We start from the raw sequence: 24,708 nt of genomic DNA, 5'->3' as shown, positions 1-24,708 counted from the left end.
ACACCCCCGACCGCCGAGGAACGTCCATGCCTCTCGTGCCTCCGTCCCGGCGCCGCCGGCCCGGCCTCATCGGGGTCGGCGCCGCCGCGCTGGTCGTGGCCATCACCGCCGCGGTGACGCTGACCGCCAGCCCGGCGGCGGCCGCCTCCTCGGTCACGCCGACCGCCAACTGCGTGGTGAAGAGCGGCAAGGACGACACGTTCCGGGTGGTCTTCGGCTACACCAGCACCGCCTCCCAGACGAGCACGATCCCGGCCGGTCCCAACAATCGCCTTGAATTTGTTGGCAGCACCCAGAGCACCGCGGCCACGGTGACCACGGACTTCGAGCCGGGCTCCCACCCGGCCTCCTTCGCCACCGACTGGATCGACAAGGACACCACGGTGACCTGGCGGCTCGACGGCCAGTCGGCCAGCTCCTCTTGGAACCAGTCGTCCTGCGGCAACAACATCACCCTGCCGGCCGCCGGCAACGGCGCCGGCCCGGTGGTCGCGCTGCTGCTCGCCGGTGTGGTGGCCATGATCGTGCTGTGGCGCAAGCGCCGGAAGGCGGCCTGACCGCGATGATGCGCAGCGTACTGGCGGTCGGAGCGCACCCCGACGACATCGAGCTCGGCTGCGGCGGCGCCCTCGCCGCTCACCGGGCGGCCGGCGACAAGGTGACCATGCTGGTGGTCACCGGTGGGCAGAACGGTCCCGGACTGGTCACCGAGCGGCGGGCCGAGTCCGAGGCGGCCGCCCGCAGCCTGGACTGCCTGCTGATCTGGGGCCATCTGCTGGACTGCGCGGTGCACCCCGACTCGGGGACGATCGGGCTGATCGAGGACGCGATCCGCCAGACCGAGGCCGACGTCGTCTACGTGCACGCACCCGACGACTCGCACCAGGACCACCGGGCGGTCGCCGCGGCGACGATCTCCGCAGCCCGGCACACCCGGCGGGTGCTGCACTACCGCAGCCCGTCCACCACTCGCTTCGAGCCGTCGCTGTACGTCGACATCTCCGCCCACCTGGACCGCAAGCTCGCCGCACTGGCCTGCCACCGAAGCCAGGTGGAGAGCTCGCTGATGGTCGAGCCCGAGGTGGTGGCCGCCTCGGCCCGGCACTTCGGCGCGCAGGCCCGGGTCCGGTTCGCCGAGGCCTTCGTCCCGTCCCGCTTCGTGTGGGACCTGTCGCCCCCGCCTCAGCTGCCGCTGGTCGGTGCCGAGGCGCCGGCGTTCGAGGAGGCGCCGGCCTTCGAAACGGCGTACCCGAGTCGGGCCGTGACATGAGCGCCGTCGCCCAGCCGGCTTCGGGCCATGGCCCCCCGGCGCGCGACAGCTACAAGCGCGCCCTGGTCACGCACTTCGCGGTGCTCGTGGCGGCGCTGTTGCTGTTCGGCGTCGACCGCACGCTGGGGTGGCTGGCGACCGCGTTGAACGTGGTCTTCCTGATGTTCTTCTTCCGGCACCTGGGATTCGCCGTGGCCGCCGCCCGGTGGGCCGAACGGGACGTGAACGCGCCCCTGGTCGGGCTGGAGACCTACACCCCGACGATCGCCGTGCTGGTCGCCTGCAAGGACGAGGAACTTGTGGTGGACGGCATGGTCAAGGCGCTGCTGTCGCTGGACTACCCGGCGGAGGCGCTGACCGTCGTGGTGGTCGACGACGCGTCGACCGACGGCACCGGCGCTCGACTGGACGCCTGGGCGGCCGCCGACCCGCGCCTGCTGGTGTTGCACCGCGAGCCGGGCGCCGGCGGTGGCAAGTCCGGGGCGCTCAACGACGCGCTCGCGCTGACCGACTCCGAGATCGCGGTGATCTTCGACGCCGACCACCAGCCGGAGTCGGGCGTGTTGCGCCGCCTGTCCCGGCACTTCCGCGACCCGAAGGTCGGCGCGGTGATGGGTCGCTGCGTGGTCCGCAACGGTGTCGAGTCGACGCTGGCCTCCACCATCTTCATCGACTACCTCTCCGGCTACCTGGTCAACGAGTACGGCCGGCAGGCGCTGTTCGAGCTGCCCGCGTACGGCGGGGCGAACTGTGCGGTGCGCGCGTCACTGATCCGAGGGCTGGGCGGCTGGAACCCGGACACCGTCACCGAGGACACCGACCTGACCCTGCGCCTGCTGCTGGACGGCTACCGGGTGCGCTACGACCCGTCGGCGGTCGACTTCGAGGAGGCGGTGCTGTCGTCGCAGCGCTTCTGGAAGCAGCGGTACCGGTGGGCGCGGGGACATCAGAAGTGCCTGCGCGACTACTGGCGGCAGATCGTGCGTACGCCGCACCTGTCGGTCATGGAGAAGCTCGAGACGATGCTGTTCCTGTGGGTGTACCACGTCCCGGTGCTGTGCGGGCTGGGCCTGGCGCTGATCGCCCTGCACGCGTTCGGCATCGGTAACTCGTCGGTGATCCAGATCGTGTCGCTGTCCGCGCTGCTGTTCGCCGGCCCGTTCTGCGAGCTGGCCGTGGGCCTGGTGCTGAGCCGGGTGGAGCGGCGCGCGGTGTGGACGCTGATCGGCTTCATCCCGGCATTCGGCATGTCGATCCTGACCGCCACGAAGGCGTACTTCGACGGCATGCTCGGAACCACGTACACCTGGTCGAAGACCGCCCGCTCCGGCGCGACGTCGGTGGTCGCGGACGCCCCGGAACTCGAGTCGGCCCCGTGACCGCGCCGGACCTCAAGTGGCTGGAACGGAAGGCCCGTCCCCGGCGCGCCGACGCGACGGTGCACCGTCGCCGGCTCGTGCTGCTCGAGATGGCCACCGCGGTGGTCGGCTGCGTGGTCGGCTACCGGCTGCTGGTCGGGTACGTCCAACACTTCGAGGTGGCACTCGCCTCGCACATCCTCCACTTCCTCGGCGTGGATCGGATCTCCGGTGCGCTCGGCGACTCGTTCGTGGTCTTCGGGCCGGGGATGCAGCCGGTCGTCGCCGAGCTGACCGGGTCCTGCACCATCCTCAGCAGCGTCCTGGCGCTCACCGCGCTCGCGGCCGTGGCGTTGCGGCAGCGGCCCCAGGCGCTGCCCGGTCTGCTCATCGCGAGTGTCTTCGTGCTCGTCGCCAACCAGGTCCGCCTGGTGCTGTCCCTGCTGGCCGGCCGCTACTTCGCGGTGGACGCGCTGATCTTCTTCCACGACTGGGTCGGCGCGACCCTCAACTTCGCTTACATCCTTTTCGGACTCCTCATCATGATCGGAATGACTATGTACGACAGGCAGCTCGCCGAGCAGGACCGCTCCGGACGGCACACCGCCGACCGTCCCGCCGCCTGGGCCCGGCCCGGCCTGGGCCACCGCGTACCGGTCGAGGGCGAGCCGAAGGCGCCGCGGGTGCGGGTCGCCTCGTTGGTGCACCGCAAGGTCCTGCCCAAGGGGCTGTCGAAGCGCCTGGCCCAGAAGCGTGAGCGGCGGCGCATCGACTACCGGGTGGGGCACGAGAGCACCGCCCGCCGCGCCGAGATCATCCGGGGGATGGCCGCGAAGGGCCTGTCGGTGCACACCGCCACCCTGCTGGCGGTCGCCTCGTACGAGACCGAGCCGATGGTGTTGGACGCCCTCGCCGACGCGGTCGCCGAACGCCAGTGGGAGCCGCTGCACTCGCCCGACGTGCTCGCCCTGCGCCTGTGGGCACGCGCCTGGCTGATGCGCGCACCCGAAAAGCCGCGGGCCACCGGCCGGCTGATCGCCGTGACCGGGGCCGGCGGTCCGGCCGGCGTCGCGGTGATCCGCGCCCTGCGGGCGGCCGGCGAGGAGGTACTGGCGCTCGACGCCAGCCCGGACGCCGCCGGCCTGCGACTGGCCAACCGGGCGGCCGTGGTGCCCCTCGCCGACAAGCCCGAGTTCGCCGACGCCGTGCTCGCCGTGCTGGCCGAGCACCGCCCGGCCGCCCTGGTCTGCACGGTTGCCGAGGAGTACGCCGCGCTGACCCCGCTCGCCGACCGGTTCGCCGAGCTCGGCACCAAGACCTGGCTGCCCGAGCACGCCGACGTCTGTCTCGACAAGGTGGCGTTCGCCGAGGCGCTGCACGCGGCCGGGGTGCCGCACCCGGTGACCGCCAGTACCCCGCAGGACGCGAGCCGGGTGCCCGGCCCGTGGGTGGTCAAGCCGGCCCGCGGCCGCGGCAGCCGGGACGTCATGCTGGTCGACGACCCGGACGAGCTGGCGCTCGCCCTCGCGGCGGTGCCCGGCGCGATCGTGCAGAACCGGCTGACCGGGCGGGAGTTCACCGCCGACGCGCTGATCGACCGGGACGGCACGATGGTGGTCTGCGTGCCCCGGTGGCGGGACGAGACCAAGGGTGGCATCTCGGTGCAGGGCACCACGTTCACGTCGGACGCGGTGACCGAGGCGGTGGCGGCGACGCTGCGCGCGGTGCGGCACACCGGGCCGGCCAACGTGCAGGGTTTCGTGGCCGACAGCGGCGAGGTGACCATCGTCGAGGTGAACCCGCGCTTCTCCGGCGGGCTGCCGCTGACGCTCGCGGCCGGGGCGGACGTGGTCAACACGTACGTCAAGGGCATCCTGGAGCCGGACGCGAAGCTTCCGGCCCTGGAGTTCCAGGCCGGCCTGCGGATGGCCCGGCACTACGCCGAGGTCTTCTACCCCGTCGAGGAGACAGTCACCCCGGCCGTGACGATCCCCACCCCGATCACCCCGGCCGTGACGATCCCCACCCCGATCACGCCAGTCGTGACCACCCCCGTCGTCGCGGCCCGAACCGCGCCGGCCACGGTCGAGGCTCGCCCGGTCAGCCGCCGGATCATGGTGCCGTTCGGAACCCGCCCCGAGGTGATCAAGCTGGCTCCGGTCGTGCACGCGCTCCGCGCGGCCGGCCACCACGTCACCACGGTCGACACCGGTCAACACCAGGTCGCCGCGATGAGTACCGACGTCCAGCGCGCGCTCGGGCTGACCCCCGACGTGCGGCTCACTCCGGCCGCCGGTCCCAGCCGCCTCGCCGCGCTGGTCACCGGTGCCACCGAGGCGCTCACGGCACACCCGGCCGACGTCGTGCTCGCGCTCGGCGACACCCACACCGTGCCGGCCTATGCGCTCGCCGCCCGCGGCGCCGGCGTGCCGTTCGCGCACCTGGAGGCCGGCCTGCGCAGCTTCAACCCGCGCAGCCTGGAGGAGATCAACCGCCGGGTGGCCGCCACCACCGCTCAGATCCACTTCGCGCCGACCGAGCGCGCCGCCGCGTTCCTGGCCGGCGAGGGCATCGCCCAGGAACGGATCTTCGTGGTCGGCAACCCGGTCGTCGACGTGCTGCGCGAGCGCGGGATCGAACCGGTGCCGCCCGCCGACCGCGAAGGCGTGCTGGTCACCGCCCACCGGGCCTCCAACGTCGACGACCCGGCTCGGCTGGAGCGCCTTGTCGACGTGATCGGCCGGCTCGCCGCGATCGGTCCGGTCCGCTTCCCGATCCACCCGCGCACCCGGGCGCGCCTGACCGAGCACCGCCTGCTCGACCGGCTCACCGCGCTGTCCGGCGTCGTCTGTGAGGACCCCCTTCCGTACGACGAGCTGCTGCCCGCCCTGGCGCACAGCCGGATCGTGGTGACCGACTCCGGCGGACTCCAGGAGGAGGCGGCCTTCCTGGGCGTGCCCGTGGTGGTGCTGCGCCGCTCCACCCCGCGCTGGGAGGGCGTCGAAACCGGCGCCGCCGTGCTCACCGGCATCAGCTCGGACTTCGAGGCTGACCGGGCGGTCGCGACGGCGCGCCGGCTCAGCTCCGCCGCCGAGTTGGCCCGGATTGCGGAGTTGCCGTGCCCGTACGGGGATGGCCACACCGGAACCCGGATCGCGCAGCTGTTCGCCGAGTCGTCGATGGACGCGCTGCTCGCCCTCGACGAGCCGGACTACACCGACGGGCGGCTGCCATGGGCGATCTGACCGAGCTCGGCCGTCCACCGGCCGCCGTCGTCCTCGATCTCGACGACACGCTCTATCCGCAGGCCGCGTACCTGTACGGCGCGGCCCGAGCGGTGGGCCGCGCCGGCGCCGCGGTCGGACTCGACCCGATCCGGCTGGCCCGCGCGGTCCGCCGCCAGCTGATCGCCGGGTCCGACCGGGGCGGCACCATCGACCGGGCGCTGGCCGCCTACGGCCTGGCGCCCGACCGGGCCGGCGAGCTGGTTCCGGGCCTGGTCGCGGCGTTTACCGCGTACCAGCCGAAGCGCCTGCCCCACTACCCGGGCGTGACGGCGGCGCTCGCGCGGCTGCGCGAGCGGTACCCGCTGGCCTGCCTGACCGACGGCAACCCGCTGATCCAGCGGGCCAAGCTGGCCGCCACCGGACTGGCCGACTGGTTCACCGCCGTGGTCATCACCGACGAGCTGGGCGGCCGCGCCGCCCGCAAGCCGCACCCGGGCGGCCTGCAGCACGCCGCCGGGCTCCTCGGCGTCGCTCCGGAGGATCTCGTCATGATCGGCGACCGGCCCGGCAAGGACGTGGCGATCGCGGACGTCCTGGGCGCACGCTCGATCCGGGTCCGCACCGGCGAGTACGCGGATGCTCCGGACGAGCCCGCGGCCACCGCCGTGGTCGACGACCTGGCCGCCGCCGTCGCCCTGCTGACCTAGAGGGTTCCGCGCCAGCAGCATCCATCGTGACTGAAACCGCATGACCCTCTCGATGCCTACCGGGGCAGAGCGGGACCGTCGGTGTCCGCCAGCAGCCGGGCGACGATAGCGCGCGTGTCGGCGCGGTCGAAGGTGGCGGTGGAGAGGGTGAGGTGCATGACCATCCCCTCGATCATCGCGTCGACGCCGCGGGCCGTCACCGGATCCACGAAACGCTCCAGCACCGCGCGTGACCGGCGCATCCAGGCCTCGGTCACGGTCCGGAGCCTAGGGTCGCGCAGCGCGGCCAGATACAGCTCGTACGCCACGGCCCACTCCCCCGGGTCCGCCCCCGCGTCGCCGTGGATCAGGTCGGTGACGGCGTCGATAAAACCTTCCCGATCCCGTACGCCGTGGAAATGCGCCTCGTAGAGCGGCGACATCCGCTCGGCATGCCGCTGAAAGGCCTGCGCGAGCAGGTCGTCCAGACCCGCGAAGTGGTACGTGAGGGAGCCGAGCGGCACGTCGGCCTCGGCCGCGATCCGGCGCATCGTGGTCCCGGCCACGCCGTACCGGGCGACGACGTCGATGGCCGCGTCGACGATCCGGCTCTTGCGTTCGGGATCGTAGCGACGCGGCGACCGGGCCACGGGAAGGGTCATGCGTACGATCGTACGCAACGCGCCCCGGCTACACTCCCGCTCGTGATCTGGGATGTCGCCGTGGTCGGAGCCGGCCCCGCAGGGCTGGCCGCCGCGCACGCCGCGGCCTCCGCCGGCGCGCGCACGATCGTGCTGGAGCGCGCCACCCATCCGCGCTACAAGACCTGCGGCGGCGGCTTGATCGGGACGTCCCTGCGGCTCGCCGAGTCCCACCTCGCCGCGGTGCCCGGGCGGGACACGATCGACGCGGTCACCTTCACCCGCGGTGGCCGCCGCAGCTTCACCCGCCGTGCTCGCGGCGGCCCGCTGCTCACCATGGTCCGCCGCGACGATTTCGACCACGCCTGGTACGAGGCGACGCTCAAGGCCGGCGCCACGGTGCGCCAGGAGTGCCAGGTCCGCGCGATCGCCCAGGACGACGACGCGGCGACGATCACGCTGGCCGACCGCGAGACGATCGTCGCCAGGTCGGTGATCGGCGCCGATGGCTCGGCCGGGGTCAGCTCGCGCCACGTCGGCGTCACCTTCGACCAGGAGGATCTCGGGCTCGAGGTGGAGCTGGCGGCCACCGAGGCCGATCGGCACGCCTGGCGGGGCCGGGTGCTGCTCGACTGGGGCCCGTTCCCCGGCTCGTACGGCTGGGTCTTCCCCAAGGACGACCAGCTCACGGTCGGCGTGATCATGACGAAGGGGCACGGCGCCGAGACGAAGCGGTACCTGCGCGACTTCGTGTGCCGGCTCGGCCTGACCGACCGCACGGTGGTGCGCGACTCGGGCCACCTCACCCGCTGCCGCCGCACCGACTCGCCGCTGCGCCGCGGCCGGGTGATCGTGGCCGGGGACGCGGGCGGCCTGCTCGAGCCGTGGACCCGCGAGGGCATCAGCTACGCGCTGCGGTCCGGCTCCTGGGCCGGCGCCGCGGCCGCGGCCGGTGACCTGGCGGCGTACGAGCGGCAGGTCGCCGCCGAGCTCGCGCCCGAGATGTCCGTGGGCCGCCGCCTGCTCGCCGTCTTCGCGAAGCGGCCCATGCTGATCCACGCGGCGATGGCCACCCCGGTCGGCTGGCGGGCGTTCGAGATGTTCTGCCGCGGTCAGCTGGCCATGGCGGACGTGATCGACCGGCGCGGCATCCGCGCCGCGGTCAAGCTTCTCGGGGCCTGACCGGCAGGGCGCCCAATGCCCCGCCGCGGTCAAACTTTTCTGGGGTCTGAACGGCCGCCGCGGTCAAACTTTCTGGGGTCTGAACGGCCGCCGCGGTCAAGCTTCGTGGGGCCTGGACGGCCAGGGCGCCCACTGCACCGGCGCGGCGAACCCGCACCGGCGGGCGTCCCGCGCGTCGCGGCTGGTCAGCGGCCCCTCGCGCCGCGCACTGAACTCGACGCCGATCAGCCGGGTCTCGAACCACGAGCCGCCGACCCCGCGCCGCACCCGCTCCCACAGCCCGCCCTCGATCAGTGCCGAGACCTGGTCACGCAGGACCCTGATCAGCTCGGCCGGGTCCTCGCCGCACTCGTCGCACCCGCAGGCCGGCAGCGCCTCGGCCCACCATCGGCCGAGGCGCACCATCAGCCCCGGGAAGTCGGTGAACGCGACGGCGAGCGGGCCCGCCGCGGGCGTACGCGGCATCAGCCGCACCATCCGCACCAGGGCCTCCTCGGCCCCGAGCAGCTCCTTGCTTTCCCGCCGTTCCACCATGAAGCGCTCGTGCAGATCGTCGAGCATCGACTCGGCCGCGTCGTGCAAGACCGCGAAGCGCCCGGTATCGGTGGCGTGCGGGGTTCCCCTCACCTGCGCCAGTATGCCCCGCTCGGCCCGAGGCGACTCCCGGTAAGCGGGAGCCTGGCGAATGATGAACGGCTCAGAACCGGAACTTGCCGGCCTTGACGCCCTCGACGAAGGACACCCACTCCTGATCGGTGAACCGCAGCACCACGTCGGGGTCCTTCGAGTCGCGCACCAGAACGTCCTCGTCGACCTTGGCCACCTCGACGCAGGCCGCATTGCCGCAAGCCCTCCGCCATTCGACCTCGTTGACCTTGTCCATCTTCCTGCCTCCGCTTTCCCCTCGCGATTGCTCGCGCGCACCTGGAGCGGTGTGGTCACTGTGCCTCAAGCCGTGATCCACTCGGTGAACGCCGCCCGTCCGACCGCGGAAGAGCGCGGCACGACGGCGTGCGTCCTCGAGTTGCTGATCCGGATCCGGCCGTCGACCTTGGCGACCTCGACGCACGAGCTGTCTCCGCAAAATTGCTCTCGAGCCGCTGAGGCCCCGATGCGGACCGGCCCATCGCGAAACCCTCCGTGAGAGGACCAACGCACTCCACGGTAAGGGATGAAGGACACCTCGACGGAGCACTCACGTGAGTGAACCGGAGGATGGCACACCAACATGGCGGCCTATAGGTCACCTTTGGTGGAAATATCCGCCATCAATATTCTTTCAAGCACCGGACGGGCACGCGCCCGGCGCCTGTCAAATGTGGTCCGCGAGCCGGACGGGCCGGGGCTCGAACCGACGCGCGGACCGAAAAATAACGTTTAGTTAAATTCGCCCGCTTTGACGCCCTTGATGAAGGCTGTCCACTCGTCGGTCGTGAACGCCAGCGGCGCGGCCTGCGGGTTCTTGCTGTCACGGATAAGGATGGCATCCGAGGTCTGCGCGACCTCGACACAAGCATTAGTGCCGCAGTAGCTGCTCTTCTGCCACTGAGGCGTGGTGTTGATCTTCACTTTGGAAAGCCTGACCTTCCGAGTCGGCGGTGCTATCGAGTGTTAGAACCTGGCATCTCTGGAATAGTTACGGGACGACTTTCTGGTCATCCCAGGTCGCGAATCCGCCTCTCGATAAAGGCGATCGTGTCATCTTCACTGTCGGCTGCGTTCCAGAGCTTCTGATAACGATCATAATGGCGCGCGACCGGTCCCGGGGGCGGCGGGCCGGTAGCGTTCGCCTTTCCGATCGCGACGTCCTCGAGAATTTCGTCGGTGACACCGGTCTCGCGATACATCACCGCGCTGGACACGTCGCCGTCGGCTCCGAGGAAGAGGATGTCGAACCCCGCGTTGTACGACATCGGCAGGTCCGCATCGAACCGGATCACGCGGACTCGCAACAGCCCGAGCTCGCTCAGCCGTAACAGCTCTTCCAGCTGCGACTTCAGGACCGCGGAGCCACCGACCGGCCGGCGGAAGACCGACTCGTCGAGCAGGGCCGTGACCCTCAGCGAGCCGGCCCGGGCGATCATCCCGTCGCGCCGCAGTTTGCGTGCCGCCAGACGGAACTTAATCTGCTCGGGCTCGACTTCTTCACTCCACGTTTCCATGAGCGCGGTGGAATAGGGCAGTACCTGCAGCGGCCCCGGAACGTGGAAAACCGAATAGTAGTGGATGAAGGTGGCCTCGGCCTCGAACTCGATCAGCTTGCGCAGCGGATCGGTCAGATGTTCGCGATACTCGGTCGTCTGATACCAGGCCTGGCGCTGTCGAGTACGCGCTACCTTGGCATCCTCGACCAACGTCGCGATGCGGGCTCTGTCCCTCACCTGGAGGTAGGCCAGCAACGGTTTCAGATCGTTCGGCGCGATGCTCACGTCGCCGTTCTCGATCCGGATGACCTTGCTGAGGCTCCACTCCATCTCCTCGGCGACCTCGGCCTGGGTGAACCCGGCAGCCTCACGGGCCTCGCGCAGCGCCATGCGCACGCGACGTCGCGCAACGGTGGGCGAGTCACCCTCAGCCATGAGGTCCTTCAGCGTCGAGACGATGGGATGGTGGCCGACACGTAAGCTGCAACATCGCTGGATGCCAGGAAGCACCCAGCGAGGTCGCGCGCTAGCTTACTTACCGTCGTACCAGATGGGAAATCCACATACGGCAGTTCAAGAAAACTTGATACCGACATTGCGCGTTCGGATCTTGACGAGTGGCTGTTCTCCCTGGTGAATGAGGGTCTTCTAACCGGCGGCGAGGTCGTAGGAAGGCCGGAGCCGGCGTCGCTCGATCGTGCGCCGCAGCGCCCTGGTCACCTGGTTGAAGACGCGCGGGTCCGGCGAGGTGTAGATCGTCACTTCCTGGGCGCGGTAGCGCGCCCGTATTTCCCAGGCGTGCCGACCCCGCCGCCGCAGTGCAATCAGGACCACGACCGCCAGCGCCGCGACGAGGGGCAGCGCCGCCGGCACGCCGAACTTGAGGCCGGCCGCGATGGCCAGAATGAGCAGGCCGAGCCCGAGGGAGAACTCCACCCCGGACGGACCACCGGCCACCACGCGCTCCAGACGGACGTCGTCCAAGTCGTCGATCGCGAAAATCCGCACGGACGGGCTCTGCCAGACGAAGTGGGTGTCGGTGATGACCGCGTCGGGTCCGCGATAGTAGGTGCGCATTTCCGGCTTCCCCCTGTTCCCGTTGGGTGCCGCGAGGAAGGGAAAGGCCGCGGACGCGACTCAGAGAGAATTCCTACCTCGCTTGACGGGCAGGCATTCGTGCCGGGGGAAACGGCACCTGGTTGCCGCCAGATGCCGTTCTAACTCTCCCCTCGAACTCCGCCCTCCGGACTGTCGTAAGACGAGTAGAGCATGGCCACCAGTCTCTCCGCTACAGTTCAACCTGCTATCTGGCAGACTGCGCACAAGCTAGTGCCGCCGAGCCGATACTTTCGCAGGTCAGTGTCGATGCGGTGGCCGCGACGTGGCACATCTCGCGCGTCACGCCGCCGTGGCATCGTCCGCCCAGCGCAGACGATCGTTCTCGATGGCCCGCCGGAGAGCCCGGCTGACCTGGTGAAAGACGCGAGCGTCGGTCGTGACGTACAGGCTGACCGGATGCTCGCGGCAGGTCGCCCGCAGCTCCCAGCGGCGCGGACGGTGCTGCTGGATCACCGCGCAGGCCAGGCCGGCCCCCGCCGCGGAGACGACGATGACGACGCCGACCAGCACGCCACCGGCCGCCGAGACGGCAACCGCCGCGACCAGAGCGGCCGCGGCGGCGGGAGCAACGATGCCCCAGAGGGGTAGACCTTCCGGGTGACCCGATGCGATGCCGACATCGCGCAGGTCGCGGATCGCGAACCGGCCGGGCGGCGAACCGCGCCGGACAATGAAGAGTTCGCTGGTCACGACGACGTCAGGGCCACGGTAATAGATGCGCATGGCGAACTCCCTCCCCCGACTCCTTGCGAGCCAGGGAAATGCGAGCCACCATGGGCGCAGAGAGAATTCCCCGCCTCGCTCGTCGCTGATCTTGCTTCTCGACGGAGCTTTAGAGGTGACAACGGCACCCGGTTGCCGCCGGGTGCCGTTGCGGTGTCTCCCTTTTCAACTCCGCCCTTGCTGCTTCAAGTAGAGCACGCCACCCGGCTGTCCGCTACTACTCAATCTGCCATGTTGCAGATTGCGTACAAGCCGATCAGGCTCGGGTTGACTCGCGTCACTCCTGCCCATCTGCGGCGTTTCATTGACGTATGCACCGGGTAGGCCTCACACGGATGCCACGACGAACCTACGATTTACGCAGGTAGGAAGGGCGATGACCGCATGGAGAGCCGCCTGAACATCGCAGGTCAAGCGGTGCAACCCATCCTGGTGATGTTTCCGCTGGGACTGTTCACGATGGCCGTCATCTTCGACGTCGGCCGGCTTCTCGACGGGCCGGGGATGCTGGGAGCGCTGGCGTACTGGAACATCGTGGCCGGGCTGGCGGGCGGATTCCTCGCCATGCTGGCGGGCGCGATCGACCTCGCCTTCGTCCGCCGACCGCTCGCCAGGCGTATCGGCGTGCTGCGCGTCCTGCTCAACATGGGCGTCCTCGTGCTCTTCGCCGTGATCCTCATGGTCCGGGTGGGCGCCCACGACCGGGCCGCCGGCGTCGGGCTGCTCCTGCTCGAGCTGCTGGCGTTGGCCATCTCCGGCTTCGGCCTGTGGTTCGGCGGCGAACTGGCCCGCGGCCGCACCCCCGCGTTCGCAAAGGCCGCCGCCGGCCATCGGGGGTATTAGTTCAAAGGCCGCCGCCGGCCATCGGGGGTATTGGAAGGCTCCGCCCGTCTCGCCCTCATTCGACAGGGGTGATCCCCCGGGCGCGGACCGTGCCCGACCCTGGTCGCGTGAAAAGGTTGCTCGCGGCCTCGGCCGGAACGATGACGATCGCGCTGGCGCTGTCCGGCTGCGGCGGCGGTGACGGCGACGCGCGTTCCACAGTCGCCCAGAACCGGGTGGAGAACAAGCAGCAGGCGCTCGACGAGGCGCGTACCGACCTGAAGACGAAGGCGGACGGTTTCTGCCGGTCGGCGGCGACCTACATCGGGGCGCTCGACCGGTACGGGGACGTGCTGACCGGGACCGCCCCGACGGTCGGCGACGTCACCGAGGCCGGCGCCGACCTGACCGAACCGCGCTCCGACGTCATCTCCAGCGCCGAGCAGGTGCAGGAGGCGAAGAAGGCCGTCGCCACCGCCGAACAGGAACTGGCCGCGGCGCAGGCGGCATTGGCGGCGCTCTCCTCGGCGTCCCCGGCACCCTCGGCGTCACCGTCGCCCAGCGCGACCCCGCTCGTGGCGGCGTCCACGGTCGACCGGGTCAAGCAGGCCGACGCCGACTTCACCGCCGCGCAGCAGGGCGTCTCCGCGAAGAGCGCGCTCGCCGACGCCGCCGAGAAGTTCAACTCCGCCGCCGTCGCGCTCGAGATGGCCTGGCTGCGCCTGTTCGAGGAGGCCGGCTGCCTCACCGACGAGCAGCACCAGCAGGCCAAGGAGGCGGCCCGCGACTACACCCTGGCGCTGCAGAAGTCGCTCGCCGAGGCCGACTACTACCAGGGCGAGATCGACGGCGTGTACGGGCCGACCACCGTGGCCGCGGTCACCGCCCTCCAGAAGAAGCACGGCCTGCCGGAGACCGGGACGGTCGACAAGGCCACCGACGCCGCGCTGCGGACCGACCTCGCGGCCAAGGGCGGCGCCGCGGCCTCCCAGGAGGTCGCCTCGACCGCGGCCGTGCAGCAGACGCTGAAGCTGGCCGGGCACTGGTCCGGACCGGTCGACGGCACCTGGACCCCGGCGCTGACCGAGGCGCTGAAGGCCTTCCAGACCGAGCTGGGGGTCAAGCCGACCGGGGCGGTCGACTCCGCCACCATCGCCGCCGTACAGAAGAAGGTGAATGCGCCGAAGCAGCCGAGCGCGAGCCCGAGCCCGTCGGCGTCGAAGTGACGCGTTACTTGCGGTGCGGCGGGGTCTCGTCCTCGACGCCGAACAGCTCGGCCAGCTCCTCGAGCGGGGCCTCCTCCGGCCCCGGCTTGCTCGGCTCGGGCGCGGGCGGGACGGCGGGCCTGGCCGGCTCGGGCGGCAGCGCCGCGGACAGCAGGCCGGTCATCCGCTCCGCGACCGCGGTGCCGATCTCGTCGGCCGGGCGGGCCGCGTCCAGCACCAGGTAGCGCTTCGGATCGGCGGCGGCCAGGTCGAGGAACGCGTAGCGGACCCGCTCGTGGAACTGGCGGGACTCGCTCTCCAGCCGGTCCTGGCCCTGGCCGCGGGCGTCGACCCGGCCCAGGCCCACGCCGGGGTCGACGTCGAGCAGCACGACCAGGTCGGGTTTGAGACCGCCGGTCGCCCACGAGGACAGCCAGGAGATCTCGGCGACCGGCAGGGTGCGGCCGGCGCCCTGGTAGGCCAGCGACGAGTCGACGTAGCGGTCGCTGATCACGACGGCGCCGCGGGCGAGGGCCGGCCGCACGACGGTCGCCACGTGGTGGGCGCGGTCCGCGGCGTACAGCAATGCCTCGGCTCTTGGCGCGGGGGCCTCGGCCTTGTCCAGCACCAGCCGGCGGATGCGCGCGCCCACGTCGGTGGCGCCCGGCTCGCGGGTGACCACGACGTCCCGGCCATCGGCGCGCAGCGCGGCGGCGAGCCGGTCGACCTGGGTCGACTTGCCGGCCCCCTCGCCGCCCTCGAAGACCACGAAGACGCCATGCCGGACGAACTCCTCGGCCGCGGCGAGCGGGCGGCCACGCACCGAGCCCCAGAGGTCGGCCAGCACCGGCACGCCGCGTTTGTCGTCCATCTGCCGGAACGCGCTGATCCCGACCCAGATGCCGAGCGCGCCGGCGACCAGCAGCAGCACACGGGTGCTGGAGATGTCGAAGTGGAACGAGCCCAGGCTGATCCGGCGGGAGCTGCCCAGGCCGACCAGGAAGCCGGCGATCGTGATGGCCAGCAGCAGGACCATCCGGACGCCGATCTGGACGACGGCGAAGACACGGCCGCGGACCGCGTCGTCGACCTCGCCGTACAGCAGCGTGGTGCCGGCCAGGAAGGCCATGCCGGCGCCCGCGCCGACCAGCAGGGCGCCGACCAGCGCCATGGACAGGTGGAAGGCGGCGCCGAGGAACATCACCGAACCGCTGGCCAGCACGATGCTCAGGCCGAACCAGCGGCGCCGGGACAGGTCCCGGATGATCATCGGGCCGAGGCCGATGCCGACCGCGAGGCCCATGAAGATGACGCCGAACAGCAGGTAGAAGGCGGCCTCACCGGCGCCCAGCGAGGTGGCGAAGGTCTTGGCCGCGCCGATCACCACGCCGCCGGCCGCGAACGCGCCGAAGATGCCGAGCACGAGGCCACGCACGAGCGAGGAGTTGCCGATGTACTCCCAGCCGTCGAGGAACTGGCGGAACATGCTCCGCTGCGCCTCGCGCTGCCGCTCGGCACTCTTGCCGCCGATCTCCTTGATGCCGAAGAAGACGGTGAGCGCGGTGACGAGCCGGGAGAACGCGTTCAGGTAGAGCGCCAGCTGCACCGGCTGGGCCCAGTCCGGCAGGCTGGCGCCGGACTGCTGGATGCCGGCGGTGAGCGCGGAGAGCGCGAGCGCGGCCAGGATCGGCGTGATGCCGTACGTGGTGACCAGGGTGAGCTGGTTGCTGACCTCGATCCGCGACTTGGGGATCAGGTTGGGTACCGCGGCCTCCTTGGCCGGGATCCAGATCAGCGTGATCGTCTCGCCGACGAAGGTGGCGATCGCGGCCCAGGCGACGGTCTCGGTCGGCGAGGCACCCAGCAGCGGCACGATCGGGATCGACGCATAGAAGACAAATCGGATCAGGTCGGTGATGACCATCGTGTAGCGGCGGTCGAACCGGTCCGCGAAGACGCCGGCGATCGGGCCGAGGAGAAGAGCCGGCAGCAGGCGTACGGCGATGGTGCCGCCGAACGCCGCACCCTGCCCGGCGCTGCTGCGGAACTGCGCCGCCGCGAAGATGCCGGTGGCGAGCAGGCCGATCCAGTCGCCGAACGAGGCGAGGCTGAGCACCAGCCAGAGGCGGCGGAACGGACGGATACGCAGGACCGACCGCAGCGCCGCAATGCCCGACAGGTCGACGGGCCCGGTTTCGCGCGTTTCGGTGTCGATGGCCGTACCTCCCGTGATCCCCGCTCGCGTGCACTCTAACCGGCGACCGAAACCGGGTTCGTTTCGCACGTTCGGGTAATGCAAAAAGTGAAGCTCTTTCGCGTTGCCGTTTCCGGCGTTACCGTGCTGGCGTGATTGCCGACCGCAACGCCCTGCAGAAGCGCCTTGATGCGGCGACCAGCCACCTCGAGACGCCGATTGCGGCGGTCGACCTGGCTGCCTTCGACGGCAATGCGGCCCAGCTCACGGCCCGGGCGGGTGGCAAACCGGTCCGGGTGGCCAGCAAGTCGGTGCGGTGCCGTGCGCTGATCGAGCGGGTGCTGGCCGAGCCGGGCTGGCACGGCGTGATGGCCTATACCCTCCGTGAGGCGATCTGGCTGGTCCGCGAAGGCGTGACCGAAGACGTCCTGGTCGCGTACCCGACAGTGGACCGCTCGGCGATCGCCGAGCTGACCGCCGACCCGGCGCTGGCCGCGGCAATCGCGATCATGGTCGATCACCCGGGCCACCTCGACGTCGTCGACCGGGTCACCCCGCCCGGCGGCCGGCCCGACGTACGGCTCTGCATCGACCTCGACTCGTCCTGGAAGCCCGGGCCCCTGCACGTGGGCGTGCGCCGCTCGCCGGTGCACTCCGCCGCCCAGGCCGCCGCCCTCGCCCGCCGGCTGGTCGCCCGGCCCGGCTTCAAGCTGGTCGGGATGATGTCGTACGAGGCGCAGATCGCCGGCGTGGGCGACGCGCCGCCCCGGCAGGCCCTGCGCGGCCAGGCCATCCGGCTCATGCAGTCCCGGTCGCTCCCGGAGATCCGCAAGCGCCGGGCCGAGGCGGTCGCCGCCGTCCGGGCCGTGCTGGCCACCGAGACCGGCGGCGACCTCGAGTTCGTCAACGGCGGCGGCACCGGCAGCGTGGCCGCCACCAGCGCCGACCCGGCGGTCACCGAGGTCACCGCCGGGTCGGGCTTGTACGGTCCGACCCTCTTCGACGGCTACCGGAACTGGCGGCCCACCCCCGCCGCCTTCTTCGCGCTCTCGGTCGTCCGGCGGCCGGCGCCGCACATCGCGACCGTGCTCGGCGGCGGCTGGATCGCCTCCGGCCCGGCCGAGCGCTCCCGCCTGCCGCAGCCCTACCTGCCGGCGGGGCTGCGGTTCAAGCCCGACGAGGGAGCCGGCGAGGTGCAGACACCGCTGCTCGGCGAGGCCGCCGGCGCGCTCCGCCCCGGTGACCGGGTGTGGTTTCGTCATGCGAAGGCCGGCGAACTGTGCGAGCACGTCAACGAGCTACAGCTGATCGACGGTGAGACAGCGGCGCCGGCCCCGACCTACCGCGGAGAGGGCCATGCCTTCTTGGGATGAGTGCTCAGTCCGTCACGTGGCGGTGAAGGTACTCCCGGATCAGAGCCTTCGCCTCGGTGAGCACCGACTCGTCGCCGTTGGTGTCGCGCCGGAACGCCAGCTTGATCAGCGCGTCCGCCGCCTCCACCGAGATCTGCAGGGCGAAGCGCAGCCGCGCCCGGTCGATCAGCTGGAACTGGTCGACCAGCAGCTCGGCCAGCCGGTCGGCGATCACCGCGTTGTTGTCCCGCTCGATGTCGAGCAGGTGCACGTCGACCACGTCGCCAAAGTGCAGCGTGCGGAAGCCGGCGACGCTGCGATGCATCTGGATGTAGACGTCGATGGCCGCGTCGACCCCGTCCCACCAGTGGGCGAAGGTCTCGCTGCCGAACCGGGCGGACAGACCCTGCAGGTACGCGTCCATGTTGCGCATGGCCAGCGCCTGGACGATCGCCCGCTTGTCGGGGAAGAACTGGTAGACCGAGCCGATGGCGACTTCGGCTCGTTCGGCGAGCAGCGTCGTTGTCAGGCCCTCATAGCCCACCTCATCGACGAGCTCGGCGCAGGCGTCGAGCATGCGCTGGACTCGGGCAACGCTTCTGCCCTGCACCGGAACGCGCCGCAGCGGCCCGGTGGTGACGGTTGGTGTCGACACGCGTCGCCACTCCCTCTCAGCAGTGATAATCGGAACGTTACTCGGATCAACGAGCGAGAGGCATCGACGGGACGCGGAGGACACTCCGCACGTCCAGTTTTGTGCGACTGTCCGCTCGTACGGAGGACAAAGCCACAATGACGACGCCCGTGATCGCCCGCCGCTGGACCAACTGGGGCGGCAACCAGCAGGCCCAAGCGACCGAGATACTGACTCCTGGCACTGTCGACGAGGTCGCGGCCCAGGTCAAGGAAGCGTCCGGTTCCGGACGCCGGGTCAAGGTGGTGGGCAGCGGTCACTCGTTCACCGCCATCGCGGTGGCGGACGACCAGCGACTGTTCCTGCACCGGCTGGCCGGCCTGATCTCGATCGACGGCCCGCTGGTCACCGTGCAGGCCGGCATGCCGCTGCACGTGCTCAACGCGCTGCTCGCCGAGCACGGTCTGGCCATGCCCAACCTCGGCGACATCGACCAGCAGACGGTGGCCGGCGCGATCTCCACCGGCACGCACGGCACCGGCGCTTCGCACGCGACGCTGGCCTCCTGCGTCGAGGGGGTCAAGCTGGTCACCGGCTCGGGCGACGTGCTCGAGGTCGGCAAGGACGACCCGATCTTCCCGGCCGCACGGCTCGGGCTCGGCGCGCTCGGCATCCTGGTCGAGGTGACGCTGCGCTGCACGGAGGCGTTCAACCTGCTGGCCGACGAGCGGCCGATGGCGCTGGCGGACGTGCTGGCCGGGCTGGACGACTGGATCCCGGCGAACGACCACATCGAGTTCTTCTGGTACCCGTACACCGACCGGGCCCAGCTGAAGATCAACAATAGGGTGCCGGAGCACGACCGGCCGCTGTCGAGGTTCCGCGGCTGGATGGACGACGAGTTCCTGTCCAACACGGTCTTCGAGGCGATCTGCCGACTCGGCCGGGCGGCGCCCGGCACGGTGCCGAGGATCAGCGCGGTCGCGGCCCGCGCGCTCACCGCGCGGACCTACACCGGGCGGTCGGACCAGGTTTTCTGCACGCCGCGCCGGGTGCGTTTCACCGAGATGGAGTACGAGATCCCGCGCGCCGCGCTGCCCGAGGTGATCTCGGCGTTGCCGCGGATCATCGACGGGCTGCCGTTCAAGGTGCAGTTCCCGGTCGAGGTCCGGTTCACCGGCCCGGACGACGTCTGGCTGTCGCACGGGTACGGGCGGGACTCCGCGTACGTGGCCGTGCACCAGTTCACCGGGGTCGAGTACGAGCCGTACTTCCGGGCGGTGGAGGCGCTCTGCCAGCCGCTCGGCGGGCGGCCGCACTGGGGCAAGCTGCACTATCGCTCGGCCGACGACCTGCGCCCGGCGTACGAGAAGTTCGACGACTTCGTGGCCGTCCGCGACCGCCTCGACCCGGCCCGGGTCTTCACCAACGAATACCTGGACCGGGTGCTCGGCGCCTGACTACTCGACTGAGCTGACCCGCGACGGAAAACCCCAGAAAAACTACTCGGCGGAGGCCGCCGCCTTTCGGGGGGCGGCCTTCTTCGCCGGCGTCGTCTTCTTGGCCGCGGTCGCCTTCTTCGCGGGCGTGGCCTTCTTCGCGGCGGCCTTCTTGGCGGGCGCCTTCTCGTCGGCGGCCTTCTTGGCCGGCGCCTTCTTGGCGGCCGCCTTCTTCTTCGGCGCCGGGCCCTTCGCCCGCTTCTCGGCCAGCATCTCCGAGGCCTGCTCGACGGTGAGCTCCTCCGGCGTCTGACCGCGGCGCAGCGACGCGTTGTACTCGCCGTCGGTCACGTACGGCCCGAACCGGCCCTCCTTGATCACCATTGGCTTCTCGGTGACCGGGTCGGGGCCCATCTCGCGCAGCGGCGGCTTGGCCTCCCGGCGCTGCCGCGTCTTCGGCTGGGCCAGCAGGGCGAGCGCCTCGTCCAGCGTGACGGTGAAGAGACGGTCCTCGTTCTCCAGCGAGCGGAAGTCGTCGCCGCGCTTCACGTACGGCCCGTACCGGCCGTTCGCGGCGAGGACCTCGGCGCCCTCGGGGTCCTTGCCGAGGGCGCGCGGCAGGCTGAGCAGCCGCAACGCCTGGTCGAGGGTCAGCGTCTCCGGCGACTGGCTGCGGAACAGCGAGGACTTGCGCTCGCCGGCCTGCACGTATGGGCCGAAGCGGCCGGATTTCAGCTGCACCGACTCGCCGGTGGCCGGGTCGTCGCCGAGCGACCGCTCGCCGCCGCCGCCCAGGAACAGCTCGTTGACCTTCTCCGGGGTGAGCTCGTCGGGCGCCACGCCCTCGGGGATCGACACCCGGTCGTCCGGCGACTCCTCGGTCGCGCCGGGCAGTTGACGCTGCAGGTACGGCCCGTACCGGCCGACCCGGACCACGACGTTGCGGCCGGCCTCGTCGCTGAACAGCGGGATCGAGTTGACCGAGCGCGCGTCGATGGCGCTGAGGTTCTCGGTCACCATCTTCTTCAGGCCGCCGGCCGCGGCGATCGTGTCGTCCCCTGCCGTCTGGCTGCCGAAGTAAAAGGAGGTGAGGAAGTCCAGCGCCGCGTGGTCGCCGCCGGCGATGTCGTCGAGCTGGGTCTCCATGGCCGCGGTGAAGTTGTAGTCGACCAGCCGGGGGTAGTGGCCCTCGAGCAGGCCGATCACCGCGAACGCCAGGAACGACGGGATCAGGGCCTGGCCACGCTTCTCCACGTAGCCGCGGTCCTGGATCGTCCGCATGATCGACTCGTACGTCGACGGGCGGCCGATGCCCAGCTCCTCCAGCGCCTTGACCAGCGACGCCTCGGTGTAGCGGGCCGGCGGGGTGGTGTGGTGGCCGGTCGCGGCCAGCTCCTCGGCGGTCAGCGGCTGGTCCTTGACCAGGGTCGGCAGCCGGTGCTCGGCGTCCTCGGCCTCGGCGTTCTCGTCGTCCGACGACTCGACGTAGGCCCGCAGGAAGCCGGGGTCGGTGATCGTCTTGCCGGAGGCGGCGAAGTCGACCTCCTCGCCGGTCGTGGAGATCGCCCGGATCCGGACGCTCACCGAGTTACCGACGGCGTCGGTCATCTGCGACGCGATCGTCCGGCGCCAGATCAGCTCGTACAGCTTGAACTCGTCGGCGGACAGCTCGTTGGCCACCTCGCCGGGGGTCCGGAAGTTGTCACCGGCCGGGCGGATCGCCTCGTGCGCCTCCTGCGCGTTCTTCACCTTGCCGGTGTAGCGGCGCGGCTGCGGCGGCACGTTGTTGGCCCCGTAGAGCTCGCCGATCTGCCGGCGGGCGGCGGTGAGCGCCGTCTCGGACAGGTTCACCGAGTCGGTACGCATATAGGTGATGTAACCGTTCTCGTACAGCCGCTGCGCGGTGCGCATCGTCTGCGAGGCGGAGAAGCGCAGCTTGCGGGCCGCTTCCTGCTGCAGCGTCGAGGTGATGAACGGCGCGTACGGCCGGCGGCGGTACGGCTTCTCCTCGACCCGGGTGACCGTGAACGGCCGATCCTCGAGGCGGGCGGCCAGGCCGCGGGCCCCGGACTCGTCCAGGTGCACCACGCCGGCGCCGGGCTTGACCCGGCCGGTGGTGGGCTCGAAGTCCTTGCCGGTGGCGATCCGGTCGCCGTCGAGAGCGATCAGGGTGGCCGAGAAGTTGCGAGGTCCCTCGACCCTGTTCTGGACGGCCAGGGTGGCGAGGATGTCCCAGTACTCGGCGGAACGGAAGGCCATCCGCTGCCGCTCGCGCTCGACCACGATGCGCGTCGCCACGGACTGAACCCGCCCTGCGGAGAGGCGGGGCATCACCTTCTTCCACAGGACCGGGCTCACCTCGTAGCCGTACAGCCGGTCGAGGATGCGGCGGGCCTCCTGCGCGTCGACCAGGTCGCGGTCGATGTCGCGCGGGTTGGCCACCGCGGCCTGGATGGCCGGCTTGGTGATCTCGTGGAAGACCATCCGCTTGACCGGGACCTTGGGCTTGATCGTCTCGATCAGGTGCCAGGCGATCGCCTCGCCCTCGCGGTCCTCATCGGTGGCGAGGAAGATCTCGTCGACCTCCTTCGCCAGCTTCTGCAGCTTGGCTATCTGCGCCTTGCGGTCTTGCGAGACGACGTAGAGCGCATGGAAGCCGTTGTCGACGTCGACGCCGAGCCGCGCCCACGACTCGCCCTTGTACTTGGCGGGCACGTCGGCGGCATTACGCGGCAGATCGCGGACATGGCCGAAGGAGGCCTCGACAAAATAGTCGGGCCCCAGATAACCGGCGATCGTCTTGGCCTTCGACGGGGACTCGACGATGACCAAACGGGTCGTCCTGGTGTCACTCGGCACGGCACTCCCAAACTTCGCACTCAGTGTTCCGCCATCTCCGCCGGCGGCGCACAGACTTTCAACGTAACGCGCCGGATGAACCCGCATTCCCGGGTAACCCAGGAGTCGGATGGTAACGGTCCGGCCACCGCATGCGTCCGACGGCGACACCGTACACCGCAAAAGGTGAGTCGTGTCGCACCCGATCCAGGAAGATCATGCGGTCGCCGCGAGCGGCCACACAAGCTCGGGGGCCGCGTCGGGGCGCTCACCGACGAGCTCGGCGAGGCGTCGCAACCGGCGTTTCCCGGCGATCACGTAGTGCCGTCGGTCGTCCGAGGGCCGACCGGCCAGACCGACCCGGACCAGGGCAGCGTCGACAGCCGCCAGATCCTTGACGGGGTCCAGACCCAAAGCGTACCCGCCCGGGACGGGCTCACCGGCCGCCGCGACCCACAGGCGCAGCCGGGGTCCGGAGAGGAACAGCTGCGCGGCGGCCGTGGGCCAGCCGCGAGCCAGGCCGTTCAGCCGGCTCGAATACGCCGTGAGCACCTCGAACCGCGGTCGCGGCTCGAGGATCGGCGGGTCCATGCCGTCTTCGTCGGCTTTATTCGCTTCTGCCTCTTTGTGAAGGGCCTCCTCCGGGCCGAGCCCGCCCGGGGGTGTCAACCCGGCGGGCGAATCCGAGATTTCGGACTCCTCCTCCACGGTCTGAGCCGAACGCCGGCCGGATGTGAGAGAGAGCTCCCCTGGGACAGGAAGGCGCCGGCCGGCGTCCGAGCGTTGCGGATCTCTCCGGCCATCTTCCGGAAGATCGTCAGCCGTCGGATCATCCGCCACGAAGGAGTCGGGCCAAGCGTCGGGCTCCGGATAAACCTCGTCAAAAGGGTCGCCGGCGGTTACCCGTACCTCCGGGCCGGGAACTTGATCTTGATGTTGTTCCCGGTCTTGCAGCGGCCGCCAGTGCGCGGTCAGCCCGCGGGCGACCAACTCGGCGACCAGGACGTGCACCCGCCAGGCGGCATCGACCTCCACCGACACCCGGGCGGTGCCGCCCATCCGGCCCAGCACGCCGGGGCCGGCGAGCAGACCGGCGAGATCGGCCGGCGCCGGCTCGGTGGTCTCGGCGCCGAAGAAGGGCAGCTGACGGCCCGGATCGGGCGGATGCGAGCGGGGCGACGGACGGCGCTTGACAGGGGGAATCGGCGCGGGCAGCACCTCGCGCGGGATCAGCGGCCACCCCGTCTCGGTCATCGCGCGTCGGTCACCTCAGCGGCACTCGGGCACTTCGTCGAAGGCCTGTTTGAGCTCCGGCGAATTGAGCTTGGTGGTGTCCAGGCTGCTCGCCTTGTAGTCGGTGTTGAGCTGGTCGACGACCTTTGCCACCTGGGCGTAGAAGGCCTTGGCGGGTGCGGTGGCCAGGGCCTCGATGCCGGTGGCGGCGCGGCCGTAGGCGTCGCGCAGGCCCGCGAGCGCGCCGGTGAAGCCGTCGGCGATCTGCTTGCCGTTCTGCACGTCGGGGACGCCCGCCTTGACCACGCCGGCCCGCGCTTTCTCGCTCGCGTCCTGCGCGCCGGCGAAGAGCCGGCCCAAATTCTCCTTGGCCTGGCCGGGGGTCGTGTTGACCGTGATCTGTTGCTGGGCGCGGCTGGTCAACGAGCCGATCTCGGTGCGCCAGGGTGTCAGCGCGGTGCAGACCGAGGCGGCCCAGGCACGCGGGCCGGGCGCTCCGGAGCAGGCCGCGGCGCTCAGCACGAGCGCGAACAGGAGCATCACCGAGAGGGGACGGGCCGGACGCATGGGAAGCAGCGTACGGCCCGGGTGTGACAACCTTCCATGGTGCTTGGGGGTGCCCGTGAACGGGCACCCCCGCA

22 protein-coding genes and 1 pseudogene are annotated in these 24,708 nt (G+C 70.8%); 10 read left to right on the top strand and 13 right to left on the bottom strand.

The window, feature by feature from the left end; genetic code table 11:
* The first annotated feature begins 26 nt into the window (after nt 1-26).
* Genes ODJ79_RS10675 through ODJ79_RS10655 form a run of 5 tightly spaced genes read left to right on the top strand, consistent with a single transcriptional unit; the run spans nt 27 to nt 6,562 of the window.
* Entirely contained in the window at nt 27-557 is a 531-nt protein-coding gene (locus ODJ79_RS10675; RefSeq protein WP_263023191.1) for a hypothetical protein, read from the top strand.
* A complete protein-coding gene (locus ODJ79_RS10670) occupies nt 530-1,270 on the top strand; it encodes a PIG-L deacetylase family protein (RefSeq protein ID WP_263023190.1) in 741 nt (246 codons plus the stop codon). Before ODJ79_RS10675 ends, ODJ79_RS10670 begins: the two co-directional genes overlap by 28 nt.
* Nucleotides 1,267-2,649 carry a glycosyltransferase family 2 protein gene (locus ODJ79_RS10665; protein ID WP_263023189.1) on the top strand — a complete coding sequence of 461 codons (1,383 nt, stop codon included), beginning with the start codon at nt 1,267-1,269 and terminating at the stop codon, nt 2,647-2,649. The genes ODJ79_RS10670 and ODJ79_RS10665 overlap by 4 nt, the downstream gene beginning before the upstream one ends.
* Entirely contained in the window at nt 2,646-5,873 is a 3,228-nt protein-coding gene (wecB, locus tag ODJ79_RS10660) for a non-hydrolyzing UDP-N-acetylglucosamine 2-epimerase (protein WP_263023188.1), read from the top strand. Before ODJ79_RS10665 ends, wecB begins: the two co-directional genes overlap by 4 nt.
* Nucleotides 5,861-6,562, top strand: coding sequence for an HAD family hydrolase (locus ODJ79_RS10655; protein ID WP_263023187.1), 702 nt, complete (start codon nt 5,861-5,863; stop codon nt 6,560-6,562). Before wecB ends, ODJ79_RS10655 begins: the two co-directional genes overlap by 13 nt.
* Nucleotides 6,563-6,618: 56 nt before the next feature.
* Here ODJ79_RS10655 and ODJ79_RS10650 read toward each other — a convergent pair whose 3' ends face one another.
* Entirely contained in the window at nt 6,619-7,203 is a 585-nt protein-coding gene (locus tag ODJ79_RS10650; RefSeq protein ID WP_263023186.1) for a TetR/AcrR family transcriptional regulator, read from the bottom strand.
* Between the two features lie 42 nt (nt 7,204-7,245).
* Here ODJ79_RS10650 and ODJ79_RS10645 point away from each other — a divergent pair, with 42 nt between their 5' ends.
* Nucleotides 7,246-8,364 (top strand): geranylgeranyl reductase family protein, encoded by a 1,119-nt coding sequence (locus tag ODJ79_RS10645; RefSeq protein ID WP_263023185.1) that lies wholly within the window; start codon nt 7,246-7,248, stop codon nt 8,362-8,364.
* A gap of 96 nt (nt 8,365-8,460) precedes the next feature.
* On the opposite strand, the gene ODJ79_RS10640 is transcribed toward ODJ79_RS10645, so the two are convergent.
* The 6 genes from ODJ79_RS10640 to ODJ79_RS10615 all read right to left on the bottom strand — a co-directional run bounded on the left by ODJ79_RS10640 (nt 8,461) and on the right by ODJ79_RS10615 (nt 12,350).
* Nucleotides 8,461-8,991: a DUF6226 family protein gene (locus ODJ79_RS10640; protein WP_263023184.1), complete on the bottom strand. Its 531-nt coding sequence runs from the start codon at nt 8,989-8,991 to the stop codon at nt 8,461-8,463.
* A gap of 70 nt (nt 8,992-9,061) precedes the next feature.
* Nucleotides 9,062-9,247 carry a DUF397 domain-containing protein gene (locus ODJ79_RS10635; RefSeq protein ID WP_263023183.1) on the bottom strand — a complete coding sequence of 62 codons (186 nt, stop codon included), beginning with the start codon at nt 9,245-9,247 and terminating at the stop codon, nt 9,062-9,064.
* 494 nt (nt 9,248-9,741) lie between these two features.
* Nucleotides 9,742-9,933: a DUF397 domain-containing protein gene (locus ODJ79_RS10630; RefSeq protein ID WP_263023182.1), complete on the bottom strand. Its 192-nt coding sequence runs from the start codon at nt 9,931-9,933 to the stop codon at nt 9,742-9,744.
* A gap of 86 nt (nt 9,934-10,019) precedes the next feature.
* Nucleotides 10,020-10,943 carry a helix-turn-helix domain-containing protein gene (locus tag ODJ79_RS10625; RefSeq protein WP_263023181.1) on the bottom strand — a complete coding sequence of 308 codons (924 nt, stop codon included), beginning with the start codon at nt 10,941-10,943 and terminating at the stop codon, nt 10,020-10,022.
* A 213-nt stretch (nt 10,944-11,156) separates the two neighbouring features.
* The gene (locus tag ODJ79_RS10620) at nt 11,157-11,585 is read right to left on the bottom strand and encodes a DUF6232 family protein (RefSeq protein ID WP_263023180.1); all 429 of its coding nucleotides are present in this window, start codon (nt 11,583-11,585) and stop codon (nt 11,157-11,159) included.
* 321 nt (nt 11,586-11,906) lie between these two features.
* The gene (locus ODJ79_RS10615) at nt 11,907-12,350 is read right to left on the bottom strand and encodes a DUF6232 family protein (RefSeq protein ID WP_263023179.1); all 444 of its coding nucleotides are present in this window, start codon (nt 12,348-12,350) and stop codon (nt 11,907-11,909) included.
* Nucleotides 12,351-12,767: 417 nt separating this feature from the next.
* Between ODJ79_RS10615 and ODJ79_RS10610 the strand changes: the two genes are divergently transcribed.
* On the top strand, nt 12,768-13,193 hold the full coding sequence (locus ODJ79_RS10610; protein WP_263023178.1) for a DUF2231 domain-containing protein: 426 nt from the start codon (nt 12,768-12,770) through the stop codon (nt 13,191-13,193).
* A gap of 107 nt (nt 13,194-13,300) precedes the next feature.
* On the top strand, nt 13,301-14,398 hold the full coding sequence (locus ODJ79_RS10605) for a peptidoglycan-binding domain-containing protein (protein ID WP_263023177.1): 1,098 nt from the start codon (nt 13,301-13,303) through the stop codon (nt 14,396-14,398).
* 4 nt (nt 14,399-14,402) lie between these two features.
* Here ODJ79_RS10605 and tmk read toward each other — a convergent pair whose 3' ends face one another.
* Nucleotides 14,403-16,493: a dTMP kinase gene (gene tmk / locus ODJ79_RS10600; protein WP_263023176.1), complete on the bottom strand. Its 2,091-nt coding sequence runs from the start codon at nt 16,491-16,493 to the stop codon at nt 14,403-14,405.
* A gap of 230 nt (nt 16,494-16,723) precedes the next feature.
* On the opposite strand from tmk, the gene ODJ79_RS10595 reads away from it, so the two are divergent.
* A complete protein-coding gene (locus ODJ79_RS10595; protein WP_263023175.1) occupies nt 16,724-17,944 on the top strand; it encodes an amino acid deaminase/aldolase in 1,221 nt (406 codons plus the stop codon).
* Between the two features lie 4 nt (nt 17,945-17,948).
* On the opposite strand, the gene ODJ79_RS10590 is transcribed toward ODJ79_RS10595, so the two are convergent.
* Nucleotides 17,949-18,578, bottom strand: a complete 630-nt coding sequence (locus ODJ79_RS10590; RefSeq protein WP_263023174.1) for a TetR family transcriptional regulator — start codon at nt 18,576-18,578, stop codon at nt 17,949-17,951.
* Nucleotides 18,579-18,715: 137 nt separating this feature from the next.
* On the opposite strand from ODJ79_RS10590, the gene ODJ79_RS10585 reads away from it, so the two are divergent.
* Complete coding sequence (locus ODJ79_RS10585) at nt 18,716-20,017, top strand: D-arabinono-1,4-lactone oxidase (RefSeq protein ID WP_263023173.1); 1,302 nt, start codon at nt 18,716-18,718, stop codon at nt 20,015-20,017.
* Between the two features lie 42 nt (nt 20,018-20,059).
* Here the strand turns inward: ODJ79_RS10585 and topA are convergent, their stop codons facing one another.
* From topA to ODJ79_RS10565, 4 genes and pseudogenes are all read right to left on the bottom strand, one after another.
* Nucleotides 20,060-22,855, bottom strand: coding sequence for a type I DNA topoisomerase (gene topA / locus ODJ79_RS10580; protein ID WP_263023172.1), 2,796 nt, complete (start codon nt 22,853-22,855; stop codon nt 20,060-20,062).
* Between the two features lie 195 nt (nt 22,856-23,050).
* Complete coding sequence (locus ODJ79_RS10575; RefSeq protein ID WP_263023254.1) at nt 23,051-23,788, bottom strand: hypothetical protein; 738 nt, start codon at nt 23,786-23,788, stop codon at nt 23,051-23,053.
* Nucleotides 23,780-24,088 (bottom strand): annotated as a pseudogene (locus ODJ79_RS10570) (hypothetical protein); the annotation flags it as partial. The gene ODJ79_RS10575 and the pseudogene ODJ79_RS10570, both read right to left, overlap by 9 nt.
* 15 nt (nt 24,089-24,103) lie before the next feature.
* Nucleotides 24,104-24,634 (bottom strand): hypothetical protein, encoded by a 531-nt coding sequence (locus tag ODJ79_RS10565; RefSeq protein ID WP_263023171.1) that lies wholly within the window; start codon nt 24,632-24,634, stop codon nt 24,104-24,106.
* Between the last annotated feature and the right edge of the window lie 74 nt (nt 24,635-24,708).

Source organism: Actinoplanes sp. KI2, assembly GCF_025630775.1.
GTDB lineage: Bacteria > Actinomycetota > Actinomycetes > Mycobacteriales > Micromonosporaceae > Actinoplanes.
This window is presented reverse-complemented; position numbering and strand designations above follow the sequence as displayed.

Excerpts from the sequence above, each read along its gene's own strand:
- ODJ79_RS10615 (WP_263023179.1), bottom strand. The coding sequence starts at position 12,350 with ATGCGCATCTATTACCGTGGCCCTGACGTCGTCGTGACCAGCGAACTC.
- ODJ79_RS10650 (WP_263023186.1), bottom strand. The coding sequence starts at position 7,203 with ATGACCCTTCCCGTGGCCCGGTCGCCGCGTCGCTACGATCCCGAACGC.
- ODJ79_RS10655 (WP_263023187.1), top strand. The coding sequence starts at position 5,861 with ATGGGCGATCTGACCGAGCTCGGCCGTCCACCGGCCGCCGTCGTCCTC.
- ODJ79_RS10585 (WP_263023173.1), top strand. The coding sequence starts at position 18,716 with ATGACGACGCCCGTGATCGCCCGCCGCTGGACCAACTGGGGCGGCAAC.
- ODJ79_RS10625 (WP_263023181.1), bottom strand. The coding sequence starts at position 10,943 with ATGGCTGAGGGTGACTCGCCCACCGTTGCGCGACGTCGCGTGCGCATG.
- ODJ79_RS10675 (WP_263023191.1), top strand. The coding sequence starts at position 27 with ATGCCTCTCGTGCCTCCGTCCCGGCGCCGCCGGCCCGGCCTCATCGGG.
- ODJ79_RS10665 (WP_263023189.1), top strand. The coding sequence starts at position 1,267 with ATGAGCGCCGTCGCCCAGCCGGCTTCGGGCCATGGCCCCCCGGCGCGC.
- ODJ79_RS10565 (WP_263023171.1), bottom strand. The coding sequence starts at position 24,634 with ATGCGTCCGGCCCGTCCCCTCTCGGTGATGCTCCTGTTCGCGCTCGTG.
- ODJ79_RS10620 (WP_263023180.1), bottom strand. The coding sequence starts at position 11,585 with ATGCGCACCTACTATCGCGGACCCGACGCGGTCATCACCGACACCCAC.
- ODJ79_RS10635 (WP_263023183.1), bottom strand. The coding sequence starts at position 9,247 with ATGGACAAGGTCAACGAGGTCGAATGGCGGAGGGCTTGCGGCAATGCG.